This window comes from Caballeronia ptereochthonis, assembly GCF_001545075.1.
Classification (GTDB): Bacteria; Pseudomonadota; Gammaproteobacteria; order Burkholderiales; family Burkholderiaceae; genus Caballeronia; species Caballeronia ptereochthonis.
In genome coordinates, this window is record NZ_FCOB02000026.1 from 35,558 (window position 1) to 52,152 (window position 16,595).

A 16,595-nucleotide genomic window follows, 5' to 3' on the forward strand; every position below is an offset into this window, starting at 1 on the left:
GGGGCGCGGACGAACGCGCCGATCCCGAATCGTACAGCGCGGAGCGTAAGCCCGGTCAGCCCGCGAGGCGGCGTCGGGCAAGCGCGAGGTCCTCGCTCGACCCGTCCAGCTCGCGCGGATCCACGAACGGATGCACCGGCTGGGCCGCCTGCGCGAGGGCATGGCGGCTTGCCCATTCGCCATATCCGCGCACGACGAAGCCGCCGTTGCTCGCGCGATAGCCGTCGTGCCGGCGCGCATAGATTTCGCCGAGCGCGAACCACGGCACGCCCGGCAGATCGTGATGCACGGCGTGATAGTTGTTGTTCAGAAACAGTAGGCGCCACGGCCACGCGGCCTCGTTGATGACCGTGCGCTCGTTCTCCCGCTCGGACGCGCGATGCTCCTGAAACGAGCGCACCGACGCGAGCGCGAGCGACGCATAGCCGACGCCGAACACGAACGCGCGCCACGGAATGCCGCATCGCGCTTCGAGCCAGTGCGCGAGCCCGATCAGCGCGACGAGATGCGCCGCCCAGTTCGCGACGATCCGCCAGCGCCGTTCCGCGACGGCCCGCGCCGCTTCGCGCCACGACGCCGCGATCGAAAACCACGGCCCGATGAGCACGCGCCCGGCGAACGTATTGCGCGCGGCGAGCGCGGCGCGCAGCACGGCGCCCGCGTTCGCCCACTGCGCCGGCGTCACGTAATAGCTTTCGGGGTCGCAGCCCGGTTCGGTCAGATGCGCGTCGTCGTGATGACGCAGATGCGAGTCGCGGTAGACCTCGTACGGAAACCACACCGCGAGCGGCGCGAGGCCGAAGAGCATGTTGACGAGCGGCCGGCGCGTCGGGTGCCCGTGCATCAGCTCGTGCTGAAGCGACATGTACCAGCACGACAGCACCGCGAGCAGCGCGATCGTCGGCGCGAGTCCCAGCGTGCGCGCGTTCAGCGCGACGCCGAACCAGCCGCCGTAGACCGCGAGGATAACCGCCCAGGTCGGCCATTCGCTGCGCCAGCGCCACGTCGAGCGCTGGCATTGCAGTTCGTGGCGTTGCGTGTCGTCGAGATAGCGGGGCATGGCGGACTTCGCGAGTGTGTCAGAAAGGCGAAGCGCCATCGTAGCGGCGCGGCCCGCGCGTCCAAACCAACGATTCCGTCTATGTTTTTCTCACCAGGCGGAATAAGCGCATTCATGGTGCAGCGATTTTTGGCCGCAAGATCGCGCAAGGTATGCTTGTTCCCTTTGTGACCCCGTGCGTGCGCATATGAACGATCCGATCGAGCCCGCTTCTGCGTCCAACCCGATTCCGGCGCATCGCACGCTGCCGCGCAAGTCCGCGCGCCTCCTCGCCGGGCTGATCACGTTCAATCTGCTCGCATGGCTGTGGGCGCTCGTCGCGTTCCGGCACTATCCGCTCTTGCTCGGCACGTCGCTGCTCGCTTATTCGCTCGGGTTGCGCCATGCGGTCGATGCGGACCACATCGCCGCCATCGACAACGTTACGCGCAAGCTGATGCAGGAAGGCAAGCGCCCGCTCTTCGTCGGCTTCTTCTTTTCGCTCGGGCATTCGACGATCGTCGTCGCGGCCACCGCCCTGATCGCCGCGACCGCGATGGCGGTGCAAGGGCGCTTCGCCGAATTTCGCGAGATCGGCGGGCTCATCGGCACGTCGGTATCGGCGCTCTTTCTGTTCGCCATCGCCGCCATCAACCTCTTCGTGCTGCGCGGCGTGTGGCGCGCGTTCAGGCGCGCGCGGCGGGGCGAGGCATGCCGCGAGGAAGACGCCGACATGTTCGCCGTCGGCGGCGGACCGCTGGCGCGCATCGTGCGGCCGCTCTTCAGACTTATCGGCAAGAGCTGGCACATGTATCCGCTCGGCTTCCTGTTCGGGCTCGGCTTCGATACGGCCACCGAAATCGGCCTGATGGGCATCGCCGCGGCGGAGGCGGCGCGCGGCATGCCGGTCTGGTCGATCCTCGTGTTTCCGGTGCTCTTCACGGCGGGCATGTCGCTCATCGACACCGCCGACGGCCTGCTCATGACCGGCGCCTACGGCTGGGCGTTCAGGAAACCGATCCGCAAGCTCTACTACAACCTCACGGTCACGCTGGTGTCGGTGGTGATCGCCGTGCTGGTCGGCGGCATCGAGGCGCTCGGGCTGATCGCCGACCGGCTGCAACTGAAGGGCGGACTGTGGGACGTGGCCGGCTCGCTGTCCGAGCACTTCGGCATGCTCGGCTACGGCATCGTCGCGATCTTCGCCGGCTGTTGGCTCGTCTCCGCGCTCGTTTACAAGTGGCGTGGCTACGACGCCCTGGACGGCAGCGCCGCCCGCTAGTTTCGCGGGCATTCTTCCTGCTTCGTGGGTGCGCCAGCCGCTCATCCACGCTCCACATCGAGCGGCGTTCAGGGAGAACGATCATGAACGAGCCGCACGCCGGCGCGTCCCCCAGGGAGAACTCCGCAGGTGCGGATTCTCCGCATCTCGATCGCGCCGAGCAGGAACAGGCGGCCGAGCATTCCGCCCCGCATCCGCTCGTCATCCATGAGATCGTGCGCGAGGAGGGCGAGGTCGCGATGGAGCGCACTTTCGCCGCGCTGATGTGGTCGGCGCTTGCCGCCGGCCTCTCGATGGGCTTCTCCTTTCTCGTGCAGTGCATTCTGGAAAGCGCGCTGCCGAAGACGGACTGGCGCGGGTTGATATCGAGCTTCGGCTACACGATCGGCTTCGTCTTCGTGATCCTCGCCCGCCAGCAGCTTTTCACGGAGAGCACGTTGACGGCGGTGCTGCCCGTGCTCACGCGCCGCGATCTCGCGACGCTCGGCAAGGCGCTGCGGCTCTGGGCGATCGTGCTGTTCTTCAATCTGGTCGGCACGACGATCTTCGCCGCCATCCTGCAGATTCGCGGCGTCTTCTCGCCCGAGGTATCCGAAGCGCTCGCCAGGGTCGCGATGACACCGCTGTCCGCCGACTTCGGCGTGACCGTCGTGCGCGGCGTGTTCTCCGGCTGGCTCATCGCGCTGATGGTGTGGCTGCTGCCGAGTGCGCGCTCGGCGCGATTTCTGACGATCCTGCTCGTCACGTACACCGTCGCGGTGAGCAAGCTCACGCACGTGATCGCCGGATCGGTCGAGGCGGCGTATGCCGTGATGATCGGCGCGGCGAGCGTCTCCGACTACTTCTTCGTGTTCCTCGCGCCGACCTTCCTCGGCAACGTGATCGGCGGCGTGTCGCTCGTCGCGATCGTCAATCATGCGGCGATCGCACCGGAAATCTCGGACATGCCGCCGCAGCGTCAGGACTGAGCCCGGCGCAGCCTCACTTGTTGTTGCCCGCGCCCGTGCCGTACAGGCCGTTGTCGAAGCCGCCGCTGCCCTCGGGCTTGTGATCCTTGCCCGCGCTCGGGGCGCGTCCCCTGGCGGCATCCTTCGATTGCGGCCTTTGCGATTCGTGCATGGCGACGCCGGACGGATCGGCCCGCGAAGTCGAATCGGACTGACGGCCTTCCTGACGCTCGGACCCGCCGCCGCTGGTGATCTGCGCGACGCCGTACATGCTGAACGTCGCGGCGAGGGTGGCGAGAAGCGCGTTCGCCAGCATGGGCCAGGGTCGGCGCGAGTTGCGCGCGCGAGGGTGACGAAGCGTGAACATGGCGGCTCCCGGCGTGCTCGAAAGACTTGCTTACGAGCACGAACGGTGCCTGACGGGCCGGGCGAACGCGTTCGGCACGTTCGCGTGCCGTGAATCGTCGCACGGTCGGTTTGCCGTTGCGCGCCCGGCTCGCTGCGAGACGCGGGCGTGAAAGCGGGGTCGCGCCGCGGCGCGAGTGGCGAAAGCGGCGGTCAGGCCGCTTTCGCCCAAAGCCTGTTGGTGGACTTCCTGCCGCGGCTGCCGGAGCCTCCGCGCGGGCCGGCGTCGACCGAGTCGAGCGCGATGCGCAGCGCATCCACGCGCTGCTTCTGCGCCGGCACGAGCGCATAGCCCTTCGCGACGGCCGCGAGCCGCTCGCGCCAGTAATCGACGTTGAGTGTGCCCGAAGATTGGTTGTGCATCGTGCGAAGCTGCGCGACCGCGCGCTCGATGTGCTGAAGCTCGACGTCCGCCATCGCCGAGGGCAAAAGGCTGCCCTTGGTCTCGCTTTTCTTCTTGTTCATCTGTGGTCTTCCTCTCGGCCGTGCGGCGCATGATCCGAGCGTCAGATCGCGCGCTGCCCAGGCACCCCGTTCACCCGCGCATTTTTTTGAACCCGTCGCGGGCGGCCCTTGCTCTTTTCTTCGGATGACCGATCGTTGCCTGTTATCAAGCATCAAGCATCAAGCGATACGACCGTCATCAAAAATGTACGCAACGCGGGCCTGATGGCTCCGTCTGTCATCGCACATTCATGTGAGAGGAAAACCCGGCTTTCGATGTTGCGGCGCGCCAGGGGGCGGCGCGAGCGGAGACGGCAAAGCGGCTATTCGTTGCCTTCGGCGCCCGATTTCGCGCCGCGCTTGCCGCTGCGGCCGATCTGCTCTTCCATGGCGAGATCGAGCTTGCTGACTTTGCGCGGCCTGTCCGGCTCGCGCGCGTTCACGAACGCGACGAAGTCGTCCATCGGCATCGGCTCCGAGAGCCTGGTCGAGCCCGCAGCCGTGCGCTCGACGAGATAGAAAAGGCCGCCGGGCATCGACACCGCCGCGTACTGCGTGTTGCCGCTGCGCGTCTTGAGCCGTTCGACGGCGTTGATGGCTTTGGTCGAGCGCATGATTCCCATGCTTATTTCTGCGAGTCGTGGCTGGTCGGGTCCGATGGCGCGCACTTCTTGCCCGCGCCCTCGATCCACAGATTCGACGCGTGACGCACACCCGGATAGAAGCGGTACGTGGTTTCGCCGTTGTCGTAGCGGACCTTGATCACGTTCGAATCGCCGAATTCGAGCATCACGCCTTGCGGGATGGACGTTTGCTGAAACTTCGCGTCGTGCTTCCTCGCTTCCTCCGCGATGCACTGCACGACGCCGTTCACCTTATCGTCGGCCGACGACTTTTCGACTTCGGGTTGTCCCGCGTCCTCGTTGTGAAATTGCGCGCAAGCGGTGAAGAGCAAGGGCAGCGCGAGCGCCGCGGCGAGTTTTCTCATGGTCTTTCCGGTGAATGATCTCGGGCCGTAACACGACATTAGAGCACAGCGTGCCAGCGGCCCGGTCGGTTTCGCGGGGTGTCGTGCGTGAACCGCAGCAAGCCCCGCGCCCGCATTCGGGACGGTTCACGCGTCCGGCGGCACGCCGAGCAGCGGCAGCGTCGCGCCGACGATGCCCGAGAACACCGGCCCCGCGACCGTGCCGCCGTAGTACGTGCCGCCCGTCGGCTCGTCGATCATCACGGCGACGATCACGCGCGGATCGCTCATCGGCGCGATGCCGACGAACGACGCGCGGTACTTGTTGGCCGCATACGAGCGCCCGACCTGCTTGCGCGCCGTGCCGGTCTTGCCGCCGACGCGATAGCCCTCGACCGCCGCCGCGCGCCCGGTGCCGTGCTCGCCGATCGCCATTTCGAGCATGTTGCGCACGGCCTTCGCCGTTGCCGGATGCGTGACCTGCACGGAGTCGCGGCGCGTTTCGCCGTGAATCAGCGTGGCCGCGTGAAAGCGACCGTCGCCGGCGTAGGCCGTGTAGACCTGCGCGATCTGCAGGAGCGAGAGCGACAAACCGTAGCCGTAGGCCATCGTCGCCTGCTCGATCGGCTTCCAGCGTTCGGGCGCGCGCAGCCGGCCGGTCGCCGCTCCCGGGAAGGTGAGCTCGGGGGCGCGGCCGATGCCGTATTCGCGATACTTGTCCCAGATCGTTTTCGCGGGAATCTGCAGCGCGAGCTTCGTGAGCGCGACGTTGCTCGACATCTGCACCGCCTGCGCCACCGTGATGACGCCGTGATTCGACGTGTCGTGGATCACGTTCGGGCCGATTTTCATGCTGCCCGGCGCCGTATCGATACGCGTCTCGGGGCGGACCTTGCCGAGGTCGATCGACAGCGCGGCGACGAGCGGCTTGATCGTCGAGCCGGGCTCGAAGGTGTCGGTGAGCGCGCGGTTGCGCAACTGCTCGCCGGTGAGACGCGCGCGATCGTTCGGATCGAAGCTCGGATAATTGGCGAGCGCGAGGACTTCGCCGTTCTTCGCGTCGAGCACGACGACGCTGCCCGCGCGTGCCTTGTGCTTCGCGATCGCCGCTTTCAGCTGCGAATGCGCGAGCTGCTGGATGCGCCGGTCGATGGTCAGCTGAATGGTCTCGCCGTTCCTCGGCTGATCCGTCTCGCCGATCTGCGAGACGACGCGCCCGAGCCGGTCGCGGATCACTTCGCGCTGGCCGGCTTCGCCCGTCAGGCGGGCGTCGGCGGCGAGCTCGACGCCTTCCTGGCCGCGATCCTCGTTATTGGTGAACCCGACCACGTGCGCCGCCGATTCGCCTTCGGGATAGAAGCGCTTCGTATCCGGCACGAGCGTGATGCCGGCGCGCCCTATTTGCGCGATGCGCTCGGCGGCTTCCGCTTCCACCTGACGTTTGAGCAGCACGAACGCGCGGTTCGCTTCGATGCGCCGCTGCAGCTCCCGGGGCGGCATATCGAGCAGGCGCGCGATTTCGTTGCCGTGATCGCCGTCGAAGAACCGGGGCGTGGCCCACACCTCGTAGGTAGCGAGGCTGACGGCGAGCATCGCGCCGTGGCGATCGACGATGCGCCCGCGCGTGGCCGACAGCGCCAGCGTGCGCTGGTAGCGCTTCTGTCCTTCGCCGATATAGAACTTGTGGTCGACCACCTGAACCCACAGCGCGCGCAGGCCAAGCGCGAGAAACGCCGCCGTCAGCCCGACGACGACGAGGCGCGAGCGCCATGGGGGCAGCCGGTTCGCGAGCACCGTGCTGCGATGATGGGTCTGGAAATCGCTGCCGCCGCGCGTCTTCTTCTTGAACATCGTGGTCTTGTGATTAAGCTTGGTTGTGCCGGTGGCGATGCCCGCGCGCTCACGGAAGCCGTGACAGCGCGGCGTCCAGATCGGCGGTGCTGACGGTGGCTGATTCGCCCGTATCCGGCAGACGAATCCCGATTTCGTTTTCGAGCACGCGGCGCAGGTCCGCCACGCTCGCGAGGTCGCGCTGCTCGCTGCCCGCGCCTTCGTCGTGAACGTGATGCACGTGCAGGCGCCGGTTGAACAGGCCGTAGCGCACGCCGGGCGCGAGGCGCGCGGCAAGCAGGTTGTGCACGAAGACCGACTGCGGCCAGGTGGACACGAAATGGTTGGCCATCTCGTAGTCGGCGTCATACTGCGGATCGAGATCGAAGTGGTAGACGGGTGCCCAGCCGCCGTTCACGAGCGCCTGCAGAATGAAGCTGCGCGGCTCGCCTCCGGCGTTCTCCAGCCGGAAAGTGCCGTGAGGCGTGATCTGCTCGAGGCCCGTTTCGAACGCGAGCGGCGCGGAAAGCACCATGCCGCCGAAGCCGACATCGGCGAGAAAGGTGCCTTCGTCGAGGTCGACCAGCAGCAGCATGTGCGTGCGCGCCGGCATGCTCGAGGCGTCGCGTCCCCACAGGACGCGGCCCGCGAAGCTGCGCACGCGAAAACCGAGCGTCTGCAGTACGCTGCGCAAAAGCAGATTGTGCTCGTAGCAGTAGCCGCCGCGCCGCTCGGCGACGAGCTTGCGCTGGATCGATGCGAGATCCAGCTTCACGGGGCGGCCGAGAAGCGCATCGAGGTTTTCGAAGGGGATTGCCTGCGGATGCAGCAGATGCAGCGTGCGCAAGGTATCGAGCGTCGGCGACGGACGCGCCGGGCCGCCGAAGCCGATGCGCGCGAAGTAAGCCTTGAGGTCGATGGAAGTATCCTGTGCGTTCATATGGAGTCCCCGCCTGGGTCGGCTTCTATGTCGCAAGGTTCGCGAGCGCCGTCACAAGCGCGCATATTTTACGACACGAAAGGTTAATAATTACAAAAAGCATACGAACATCGATGCGCGTGCTTTCGGCGCGACGCCCGAGTGAACTGTGCCGCAACGCTCGTGGTCTTTCCAGGTCCAAGCGCAACTGATAAGGGACGACACGCCATGCCGAAAGAATCGATCGAAGCGAACGAAGCGAGCCAGCCGGGCGGGACGTGCGCCGGCAAGCATCCCGCGCCGCCATGCACGCTAGTCATCTTCGGAGCGGGCGGCGATCTCACCAAGCGGCTGTTGATGCCGTCGCTCTACAACCTCTCCGCGGACAGGCTGCTCGACGACGACATGCAGATCATCGGCGTGAATCACGGCGAGCGCGAGACGTCCGAATGGCGCGACGATCTCACGCAGTCGCTGCGCAAGTTCGCCGCCGACAAGGCCGCGACTTTCCACACCTCGCAACTGAACGAGGATGCGTGGGGCTGGGTCGTCGAGCGGCTCGAATACTTCGCGGGCGAGTTCGGGGAAGACGAGACCTTCGCGCGCCTCAAGGAGCGGCTCGCGAAGGCGAAGTCGGGCAACGTCGTGTTCTATCTCGCGGTGGGGGCGCGCTTCTTCGAGCCGATCGTCGAGCATCTCGGCGCTGCGGGGCTGCTCGAGGAGAAGGACGGCAACTTCAGGCGGCTCGTGATCGAGAAGCCGTTCGGCAGCGATCTCGCGTCCGCGCAGGCGCTCAACGGCTGCATCCTCAAGTATGCGGGCGAGTCGCAGGTCTATCGCATCGACCATTTTCTCGGCAAGGACACGGTGCAGAGCATTCTCGCCGTGCGCTTCGCCAACGCGATGTTCGAGCCCGTCTGGCGGCGCGAATTCATCGACAACGTGCAGATCACGGCGGCCGAGACCATCGGCGTGGAAGGGCGCGGCAAGTTCTACGAGCAGACGGGCGCGTTCCGCGACATGCTGCCGAACCATCTGTTCCAGCTGCTCGGCATGGTGGCGATGGAGCCGCCCAATTCGTTCGATGCCGAGTCCGTGCGCGACAAGAAAGCCGAACTCTTCGACGCGATCCGCCCGCTTTCGGCGAAGGACGTCGTGCTCGGTCAGTACGAAGCCGGGCCGGCCGGGCCGGGCTACCGGGAAGAGCCGGGCGTCGCGCAGGACAGCCGCACCGAAACCTATGCGGCGGCGCGCGTGTACGTCGAGAACTGGCGCTGGGCGGGCGTGCCGTTCTACCTGCGCACCGGCAAGCGCCTGACCGAGCGGCGCACCGAAATCTCGATACAGCTGAAAGCCGTGCCGTTCCTGCTGTTCCGCGACACGCCCGTCGATGCCCTCACGCCGAACGTGTTCACGCTGCGCATCGACCCCGCGCACGGCACGACCTTCGACTTCAACGTGAAGGTGCCGGGCCCGGTGATGCAGATCGGCGCGGTGCGCTCGGCCTTCAACTACGCCGACTTCTTCGCGGAGCGCGCGAATGTCGGCTACGAGACGCTGCTCTACGACTGCATGCTCGGCGACGAGACGCTCTTTCAGCGCGCGGACAGCATCGAGACGGCGTGGGCCGCGGTGGATCGCGTGCTGCATCCGGACAGCCCGCTTCCCGTGCACGGCTATGCGGCGGGCAGCGCGGGGCCGGCCGAAGCGGACCGATTGCTGGCGGAGGACGGCCGCGCGTGGCGTTCGCTGACCGACACGCGCAAGAAGGACTGAAAGGACTGAACTCATCCCGACCATAAGGACAACAAGCGTGAGCACGGAATCCAGAACCAGGCAGAAAACGCACGTTTCGGCGGACAAACTCGCGATCAGGGCCGAGCGCATCCTCGCGATCGACATCGGCGGCACGGGGTTGAAGGCGGCCATCATCGCGGAGGACGGCGAGATGAAGAGCGAGCGGCTGCGCGTGCCGACGCCGAATCCCGCCCGGCCGGAAGCGGTCGTGGAGACGCTCATGGCGCTTGTCGAGCCGATCGTCGCCGTTGCGCCGACGCATATCTCCATCGGCTTTCCCGGCGTCGTGCGCGACAACGTCGTGCTGACCGCGCCGAATCTCGGCACCTCGTACTGGCGCGGCGTGCCGCTCGCGCAGCTGATCGCCGAGCGCCTCGGCGGCGTGCCCGCGCGCATGATCAACGATGCCGAGATGCAGGGCCTCGCGGCGATCGAAGGGCGCGGCATCGAGATGGTGCTCACGCTCGGCACCGGCGCGGGCACCGCGCTCTTTCGCGACGGCGAGCTCATGCCGCACCTCGAGCTCGCGCATCATCCGGTCGCGAAGGACAAGACCTACGACGAATACATCGGCAACGCGGCGCGGGAGAAGGCCGGCAAGAAGCGCTGGAGCCGGCGCGTGGAGAAGATCATCGACATCCTCGCGACGCTCGTGAACTACGACCGGCTGTGGATCGGCGGCGGCAATGCGGCGCACATCAAGTTCAAGCTGCCGGATAACGTGGCGATCGTGTCGAACGCGGCGGGCATCGAAGGCGGCGCGAGGCTGTGGCATCCGCGCTCGGTGCGCGAGACGCGGCAACTGCCGCATTTCAACCAGCGTGAAGGAGCGCACTGATGGCGGCGAACGGCAAATACGGCCTGCACGGCGTCACCGGCGATGGCGCCGCGGCCTTCGAGGCGCTCGCGCGGGCGGAGCTCGTCGTCACGGACTGCGACGGCACGCTGCTCTATACCGACAAGGCGCTCGGCGAGCCCGCGAAGGATGCCGTGCGCCGCCTGCGCGCAGCGGGCGTGCGCTTCACGGTGGCGAGCAGCCGGCCGGGCAAGGGCATGCGGCATATCGTCGAGGCGCTGGCGGTGAACATGCCTTACGCGTCATACAACGGCGGCAGCCTGGTTCAGCCGCGCACGTGGGAAGTGCTCTCGTCGCACAAGCTGCCGCGCGACGTCGTGCAGACGTCGCTCGAAGCGCTCGCCGCCGCGAACGTCGACGCATGGGTGTTCATCGACGACGCGTGGTATTTGACGAATCCCGCCGCGACCTACGTGCCGCTCGAAACGCGCACGGTGGGCTACGAAGGCGTGCTCGTCACGCGTTTCGACGATATCGATCTCCATACGGTGGACAAGATCGTCGGCTCGACGGCGGATACGGCGCTGCTCGCACGCGTCGAAGGCGGCTTGCAGAAGCAGCTCGAAGGCCGCGGCCATGCGGCGCGCTCGCAGACGTATTACCTCGACGTCACCAGTCTGGAGGCCAACAAGGGCACGGCGGTGCGCGAACTCGCGCGTCTCGCCGACGTGCCGCTCGAACGCGTGGCCGTGCTCGGCGACATGGGCAACGACGTGGCGATGTTCGAGATCGCGGGCGTATCGATTGCGATGGGGCAGGCGTCGGAGACGGTGCGGCGCAGCGCGAGCCTGGTCTCGAAGAGCAACGACGAAGACGGCTTCGCCATCGGCATCAACGCGCTTCTGGAGGCGCGGTCCGGTCGTTGAAGGGGTAGGGCATCGACGCGTGGCGCAGCCGGTGCGGCAAAGCGCGAGGCATGCGGCCGCGTCGAAGTCGGGGTGATCCGCGGGGTGGGTTCAGATGCGTTCGCTGCGGATCGGGCGCACGCTCATTGCGGATGAGGATCCAGTGTGGAGCGCTACTGCTTAACGACGGCGCATCGGCGCGCGCGGGCCGCCGCCGCTCGAGCGTTCGTCCTTGTGACGGAAGTTGATGCGGCCCTTGGTCAGGTCGTACACCGACAGTTCCAGGGTCACGCGGTCGCCGGCGAGAATGCGGATGTGATTCTTGCGCATGCGGCCCGAGGCGTACGCGCCTACGACGACGCCGTTGTCCAGCGTCACGCGATAGCGGCTGTCGGGAAGCACTTCGTCAACGATACCGTCGAGTTCGATGAGTTCTTCTTTCGCCATATGGGGCTCCTGTGGTGAGTAATGGTGGGGTGCTGCTGCGCACCGTGCAGATCGCGCATTCACGCCCATGAGGACCGGGCGGCGCTGCTCGAAGGCAGCGTCACTGCGATACGTGAGAGGCGATGCAAAGCGCGGCCCCGCACGCCCGGCACGATGAAACGTGCATCGGAGCGCGCTGCGTCTCTCCTTCAGGCTCTTATGAGCTTGACGGCATAGGCCGGAACGGCAAGGCGAACCACGGATGCGCGTGAGCGCCCGAGAGGCGCGCCGTGGCCGGCATGACCGGGACGGCGACATCGGCGAACAGCAACGCCGACGTGCGGGTTGAAACGAAAAATGCGACGTGTACTGCGGCGAAACTGCGGAAGTGAGCGCGTCTGCCGTGCGCTTACGTCATGTGCGGTCGAGAGGCCAGTTTTGCAAGCCAAGACGATATTCTCGCGCAAATCGATTGATTAGACAACGAATTTCGCCAGATCGTTCCCCAGGACGAGTGTTTTGGCGTGTACGGCCTTGCATGCGCGCCGCGGCGAAGCCCACTATAGCCAGCCGGCCTTCTTGAAGCGCCAGTAGAGCACGATATCGACGAGCAGCATGACGGCGAGGCAAGTCGGATAGCCGTAGATCCAGTCGAGCTCCGGAATCGACTTGAAGTTCATGCCGTAGATGCCGGCGATCATCGTCGGCACGGCGAAGAGCGCGGCGAACGAGCCGAGGCGCTTGGTCACTTCGCTCTCCGCGAGCGCGATGAGGCCGAGGTTCACCTGGATCGCCGTGACGATCATTTCACGCCGCCCTTCGATAGTCTTCACGATGCGCAGCAAATGATCATACACGTCGCGGAAGTATTCCTGCATGCCCGAGCACACGCCGGGCGAGCGCCCGCCATACAGTTTGCTGACGGCTTCGAGCAAGGGCACGGTGTGATGCTGCAGGATCGTCATGCGGCGCTTGAGCGAGTACAGATCCTCGATGATCTCGCGCGATTCCGCCGACCCCTTCTGCTCGAAGATGCGCTCTTCCACCTCGTCCACCTCCGCGCCGAGCGTCTCCAGCACGGGGAAATAGCGATCGACGACGGCATCGAGCAACGCATACATCACGAACGCCGGCCCGTGCTTGAGCAGATGCGGCTCGCGTTCGCAGCGCTTGCGCACTTCCTGGAAGCCTTGCGTGGTACGGTTGCGCACCGAGAGCACGTAGTTCTTGCCGACGAACACGTTCATCTCCCCGACGAGCACCTCGCCTTCTTCATCGAACTCGACCGTATGAAAGACCGCGAACAGCGAGTCGCCGTATTCTTCGATCTTCGGCCGCTGATGTCCGTGCTGCGCGTCCTCGACGGCGAGTTCGTGCAGGCCGAACTGTTGCGTCATGTGCGCCAGCTCGCCGGGGCCGGGTTCCTTCAGTGCAACCCAAATGAAAGAATCGGGCAGATCGCGATATGCGTTGATATCGTCGATGCGCACGTCGGCGAGCTTTCGGCCGTTCTGATAAGCCGCGCAGTTGACCAGCATGGGGCGCCCTTTTCTTCTATCGATGTCACCGGCCACGCGTCGATGGGCGCTCGAAATCGCGATCGTTGCTGGCGTCGCGAGGGCGCGAGCGCGTAGCCTCCGTCTTTCGAATCTTAGCGGAATTGACTGCGTCTGCACGTACTTGCCTGAAAGCGTGCAATGGGCGGTGTGCGCTGCCTATCTTCAACCTGGGTCAGCTTGTCACGAGATCGGTCGTGTAATCGGGCGCGGGCAGGCTCGGCTGATGAGCGTGCGGCGACTCCAGCTTGGTGAGCTTGCCCTCGACGGTCGCGCCGATGTCCATGCGCAACTGCTGGTAGTAGATGTTGCCCAGCACGCGTGCACTGGACTGGAGTTCGACGAAATGCGCGACGGTCACGTCGCCGGTGACGCAGCCGTTGATGATGACGTCATAAGCGCTGACGTTGCCGCGAATCGCGCCCTGATCGCTCACGACGAGCAGCGTTTCCTCGCCGGGACGCCCCGTCACGTTGCCCGTGACCTGGCCGTCCATGCGCAGGCCGTCGCTGAACTCGAGATCGCCCGAGAGGTGAACGTTATGCGCGATGAGCGTGGTCAGCTTGGTTTGCTTGACGCCCTTGGTGTCTTTCTTCGATGAGAACATGGTGGAGTCCTTGCGATGCGTTGATGAGTTGCGCGGTCCGGGCACGTGTGGCGTGCTCAGTCGGGCTTGTGCTGTTTCTTCAGAAAGGAGAGGTCGGTCTGCAGGCGCTCGTTCTGCGCCGTGGCGTCCGTCACGCGCTGTTCGAGCACGGCGCGGGTCGCCGCTTCCTGCTCGAGTGCGAGCTGCGCGTGCACGAGCTGCTCGCGCAGCTTCTGCTCGGAGGCGGGCGGCGCGCAGAGGGTGTCGAGCTTGCGCACGTCCTCGTGCGAGCGCTTCAGCGCGAAGCCCGCGGCGACGAGCGCCGCGAGCGCGCAGGCGGCCGCGATCGATCCGAGCCAGATGCCCGTGCTCCGCTTGGGCGTGAGCGCATAGTTCTGGCGCGTGAGTTGCAGCGACAGCCGCTTCGAATCAACCTTGCGCATTCGGCTTGCGCTTGAAAAGCGCCAGATAAGGAGAGGGATTGATCTGCGCGCCCCCGACGATCACTTCGAAGTGCAGATGCGGCCCCGTGGAGCGGCCGGTCGAGCCGACTTCCGCGATCTCCTGTCCGGGCATCACGTAATCGCCGGCATGCACGAAGATGCGCGACGCATGGCCGTAGCGCGTCATCATGCCGTCGCTGTGACGGATGTCGACGGCGTTGCCGTAGCCGTTGCGCTCGCCGGCCTGCACGACGCGGCCGCCCGCGCTCGCGAGGATCGGCGCGCCGGCGGGTGCGACGAGATCGATGCCGGGATGAAAGCTCAGGCGGCCGGTGAACGGATCGAAGCGATTGCCGTAGGGCGAGCCGCTGCGCGCGCCGGGCGAGGGATCGCGGCCGGGAAAGGCCATATATGCGGCGTAGTGCGTGAGCGTGCGGGTTTGCAGTTGCGACACGACGCCGTTCAGGCAATCGATGATCTGCTGCGTGCCCTTCAGGCGCTGCCGGGGCGTGCCGCCGTCGGCGCGCGCGTTTTCGCACAGGCGCGGGGGCAGGGCCGGGCCGCCGGCGCCGTCGAGCGCGGTGGCGGGCTCCTCGCTGTCGGGTAGCGGCGGCACGTCGTGCACGTTGGAGGCGCCGCCCACGCCGTGCGCGGTCTTCAGATGAACGTCGAAATCGTGCAATTCCTCCACTTTCGCCGAGAGCGCTTCGACGCGCGGCCGGAGCTCGATCAGCGCCGCGTTGAGGCGCCCGAGCTCCTCGATTTCATACGAGCGGCGCGACACGAGCGCCTGCTCTTCGCCGAGATGGCTGCGGGCGAACACCGTGCCGATCGCGATGCCGAGCGCGAGCGCGGCGATCAGCAGCGCGGCGCCGCCGATGATGGCGATCGCGCGCGCCGTGCGCGCCTCGACGAAGCGGATGCGCTGGCGGGACATGGTCCGCCGCGACCAGATGACGAAGGCCATCAGCGCGCGCGGCGGCCCGGCCGGCCGATGAGAAAAAGACTAGGGAAAATCACGGAGTAGAAGTGCGCCGCGATCTCCACGGCAAGGCATTGAAACTTGCCGCCGATTATGCCGCATGCCTAGCGCGCCGATGACGTTTCAACAGGACATCGAAGCAAAATTCCACGAATTTGATCGTGTCAAATTTTGTGGCGGGTGGTCGCGCATTGCGCGCATAACACAATCGGTTGGATCGATGTGTCAAAAAGAATCGTCGATCAGGATGGCTGGACATCGACCCATGCCATGTGCGCGCCATCGCCCATCAGGAAGGCGCGATTTGCTTCCGCCGCCGCGCGCAGATAGTCCCACACGGTCGTGATGCGTTTCAGCTTGCGCAAGTCCTCGCGGCAGGAAAGATAAAAGGCGCGCGTCACGACGATATCGTCGGGCAGCACCGGCACGAAGCGCGTATCGGGCGACGTCATGAAGCATGGCAGGATCGCCAGTGCGCGCCCCTGCAGCGCCGCGAAATACTGCGCGATCACGCTCGTGCTGCGCCAGCGCGAGACCGCGCCCGGCACGGCGCGCTCCAGATACAGCAGCTCGTAGCTGAAGGCGAGATCGTCGATATAGCTCGCGAAGCGGTGCTGGCGCAAATCGTCGGTCGTGCGGATCGGCGGGTGCGCTTCCAGATACTCGGCGGTCCCGTAGAGCTTGAGCCGGTATTCACAGAGCTTCGTGTAGACATACTGGCCTTGCTCGGGGCGCTCGAGCGTCACGGCGATATCCGCCTCGCGCTTCGACAGGCTCACGAAATGCGGCACCGGCAACAGGTCGATGGAGATGTTCGGATGCGCGTCCTGAAAGCGCGCGAGCTGCGGCGCGAGGAAGAAGCAGCCGAAGCCCTCCGTCGAGCCGACGCGCACGTGCCCCGACAGCGCGTGTCCCGTATTGGCGATCTGCTCGGTGGCGGACTGCACCGTCGTCTCGATCGAATCGACGAAACCGAGCAGGCGCTGGCCTTCGGCGGTCAGAATGAATCCGCCGCTGCGCGACTTGTCGAACAGGAGGGTGCCGAGCGCGTCCTCGAGGGCGCGCACGCGCCGTGCGACCGTCGTGTAATCGACCCCGAGCCGCTTGGCCGCGCCGCTTGCGCGCTGCGTCCGGGCGACTTCGAGGAAGTAGCGCAGATCGTCCCAGTCGAGCCTGGCGAGATCGAGCTTGGCGGTAGGTTGCATGGCCTTTTTTTGCATATCGATCGGGTATTTTTATAGTGCCATGATGGACTTTTGCATAACTATACT

Annotated in this window: 18 protein-coding genes; 5 read left to right on the top strand and 13 right to left on the bottom strand. The window is 66.0% G+C overall.

Going from position 1 to position 16,595, the window contains the following annotated elements; genetic code table 11:
* Positions 1-55: 55 nt before the first annotated feature.
* Positions 56-1,060, bottom strand: a complete 1,005-nt coding sequence (locus AWB83_RS25100) for a fatty acid desaturase (RefSeq protein WP_087048396.1) — start codon at positions 1,058-1,060, stop codon at positions 56-58.
* A gap of 187 nt (positions 1,061-1,247) precedes the next feature.
* Between AWB83_RS25100 and AWB83_RS25105 the strand changes: the two genes are divergently transcribed.
* Together AWB83_RS25105 and AWB83_RS25110 are read left to right on the top strand one after the other, a co-directional pair.
* On the top strand, positions 1,248-2,321 hold the full coding sequence (locus AWB83_RS25105) for a HoxN/HupN/NixA family nickel/cobalt transporter (protein WP_087048324.1): 1,074 nt from the start codon (positions 1,248-1,250) through the stop codon (positions 2,319-2,321).
* 83 nt (positions 2,322-2,404) lie between these two features.
* Complete coding sequence (locus AWB83_RS25110) at positions 2,405-3,289, top strand: formate/nitrite transporter family protein (protein WP_087048325.1); 885 nt, start codon at positions 2,405-2,407, stop codon at positions 3,287-3,289.
* Positions 3,290-3,302: 13 nt separating this feature from the next.
* Here AWB83_RS25110 and AWB83_RS25115 read toward each other — a convergent pair whose 3' ends face one another.
* The 6 genes from AWB83_RS25115 to AWB83_RS25140 form a co-directional block, all read right to left on the bottom strand.
* Entirely contained in the window at positions 3,303-3,635 is a 333-nt protein-coding gene (locus AWB83_RS25115) for a beta-xylosidase (RefSeq protein ID WP_087048326.1), read from the bottom strand.
* Positions 3,636-3,826: 191 nt separating this feature from the next.
* The gene (locus AWB83_RS25120) at positions 3,827-4,138 is read right to left on the bottom strand and encodes a hypothetical protein (RefSeq protein WP_087048327.1); all 312 of its coding nucleotides are present in this window, start codon (positions 4,136-4,138) and stop codon (positions 3,827-3,829) included.
* A 302-nt stretch (positions 4,139-4,440) separates the two neighbouring features.
* On the bottom strand, positions 4,441-4,731 hold the full coding sequence (locus AWB83_RS25125) for a hypothetical protein (RefSeq protein WP_087048397.1): 291 nt from the start codon (positions 4,729-4,731) through the stop codon (positions 4,441-4,443).
* 11 nt (positions 4,732-4,742) lie between these two features.
* Positions 4,743-5,105 carry a hypothetical protein gene (locus AWB83_RS25130; protein WP_087048328.1) on the bottom strand — a complete coding sequence of 121 codons (363 nt, stop codon included), beginning with the start codon at positions 5,103-5,105 and terminating at the stop codon, positions 4,743-4,745.
* 126 nt (positions 5,106-5,231) lie between these two features.
* Positions 5,232-6,935, bottom strand: coding sequence for a peptidoglycan D,D-transpeptidase FtsI family protein (locus tag AWB83_RS25135; RefSeq protein ID WP_087048329.1), 1,704 nt, complete (start codon positions 6,933-6,935; stop codon positions 5,232-5,234).
* 49 nt (positions 6,936-6,984) lie between these two features.
* On the bottom strand, positions 6,985-7,854 hold the full coding sequence (locus AWB83_RS25140) for an arylamine N-acetyltransferase family protein (protein WP_087048330.1): 870 nt from the start codon (positions 7,852-7,854) through the stop codon (positions 6,985-6,987).
* Between the two features lie 207 nt (positions 7,855-8,061).
* On the opposite strand from AWB83_RS25140, the gene zwf reads away from it, so the two are divergent.
* The 3 genes from zwf to AWB83_RS25155 are packed head-to-tail and all read left to right on the top strand — an operon-like array spanning position 8,062 to position 11,352.
* Positions 8,062-9,609, top strand: coding sequence for a glucose-6-phosphate dehydrogenase (zwf, locus tag AWB83_RS25145; RefSeq protein ID WP_087048331.1), 1,548 nt, complete (start codon positions 8,062-8,064; stop codon positions 9,607-9,609).
* 37 nt (positions 9,610-9,646) lie between these two features.
* Complete coding sequence (locus AWB83_RS25150; protein WP_374729140.1) at positions 9,647-10,468, top strand: ROK family protein; 822 nt, start codon at positions 9,647-9,649, stop codon at positions 10,466-10,468.
* Positions 10,468-11,352, top strand: a complete 885-nt coding sequence (locus AWB83_RS25155) for a Cof-type HAD-IIB family hydrolase (RefSeq protein ID WP_087048332.1) — start codon at positions 10,468-10,470, stop codon at positions 11,350-11,352. The genes AWB83_RS25150 and AWB83_RS25155 overlap by 1 nt, the downstream gene beginning before the upstream one ends.
* Positions 11,353-11,511: 159 nt before the next feature.
* Here AWB83_RS25155 and infA read toward each other — a convergent pair whose 3' ends face one another.
* The 6 genes from infA to AWB83_RS25185 form a co-directional block, all read right to left on the bottom strand.
* Positions 11,512-11,778 (bottom strand): translation initiation factor IF-1, encoded by a 267-nt coding sequence (infA, locus tag AWB83_RS25160; RefSeq protein WP_087048333.1) that lies wholly within the window; start codon positions 11,776-11,778, stop codon positions 11,512-11,514.
* Between the two features lie 539 nt (positions 11,779-12,317).
* The gene (gene corA, locus AWB83_RS25165; RefSeq protein ID WP_087048334.1) at positions 12,318-13,295 is read right to left on the bottom strand and encodes a magnesium/cobalt transporter CorA; all 978 of its coding nucleotides are present in this window, start codon (positions 13,293-13,295) and stop codon (positions 12,318-12,320) included.
* Between the two features lie 193 nt (positions 13,296-13,488).
* Positions 13,489-13,920 (bottom strand): bactofilin family protein, encoded by a 432-nt coding sequence (locus AWB83_RS25170; protein WP_087048335.1) that lies wholly within the window; start codon positions 13,918-13,920, stop codon positions 13,489-13,491.
* A gap of 56 nt (positions 13,921-13,976) precedes the next feature.
* Entirely contained in the window at positions 13,977-14,342 is a 366-nt protein-coding gene (locus AWB83_RS25175; RefSeq protein ID WP_087048336.1) for a hypothetical protein, read from the bottom strand.
* Positions 14,329-15,279: a M23 family metallopeptidase gene (locus AWB83_RS25180; RefSeq protein WP_244197877.1), complete on the bottom strand. Its 951-nt coding sequence runs from the start codon at positions 15,277-15,279 to the stop codon at positions 14,329-14,331. The genes AWB83_RS25175 and AWB83_RS25180 overlap by 14 nt, the downstream gene beginning before the upstream one ends.
* Before the next feature lie 287 nt (positions 15,280-15,566).
* On the bottom strand, positions 15,567-16,529 hold the full coding sequence (locus AWB83_RS25185; protein ID WP_167389161.1) for a LysR family transcriptional regulator: 963 nt from the start codon (positions 16,527-16,529) through the stop codon (positions 15,567-15,569).
* Positions 16,530-16,595 lie beyond the last annotated feature (66 nt).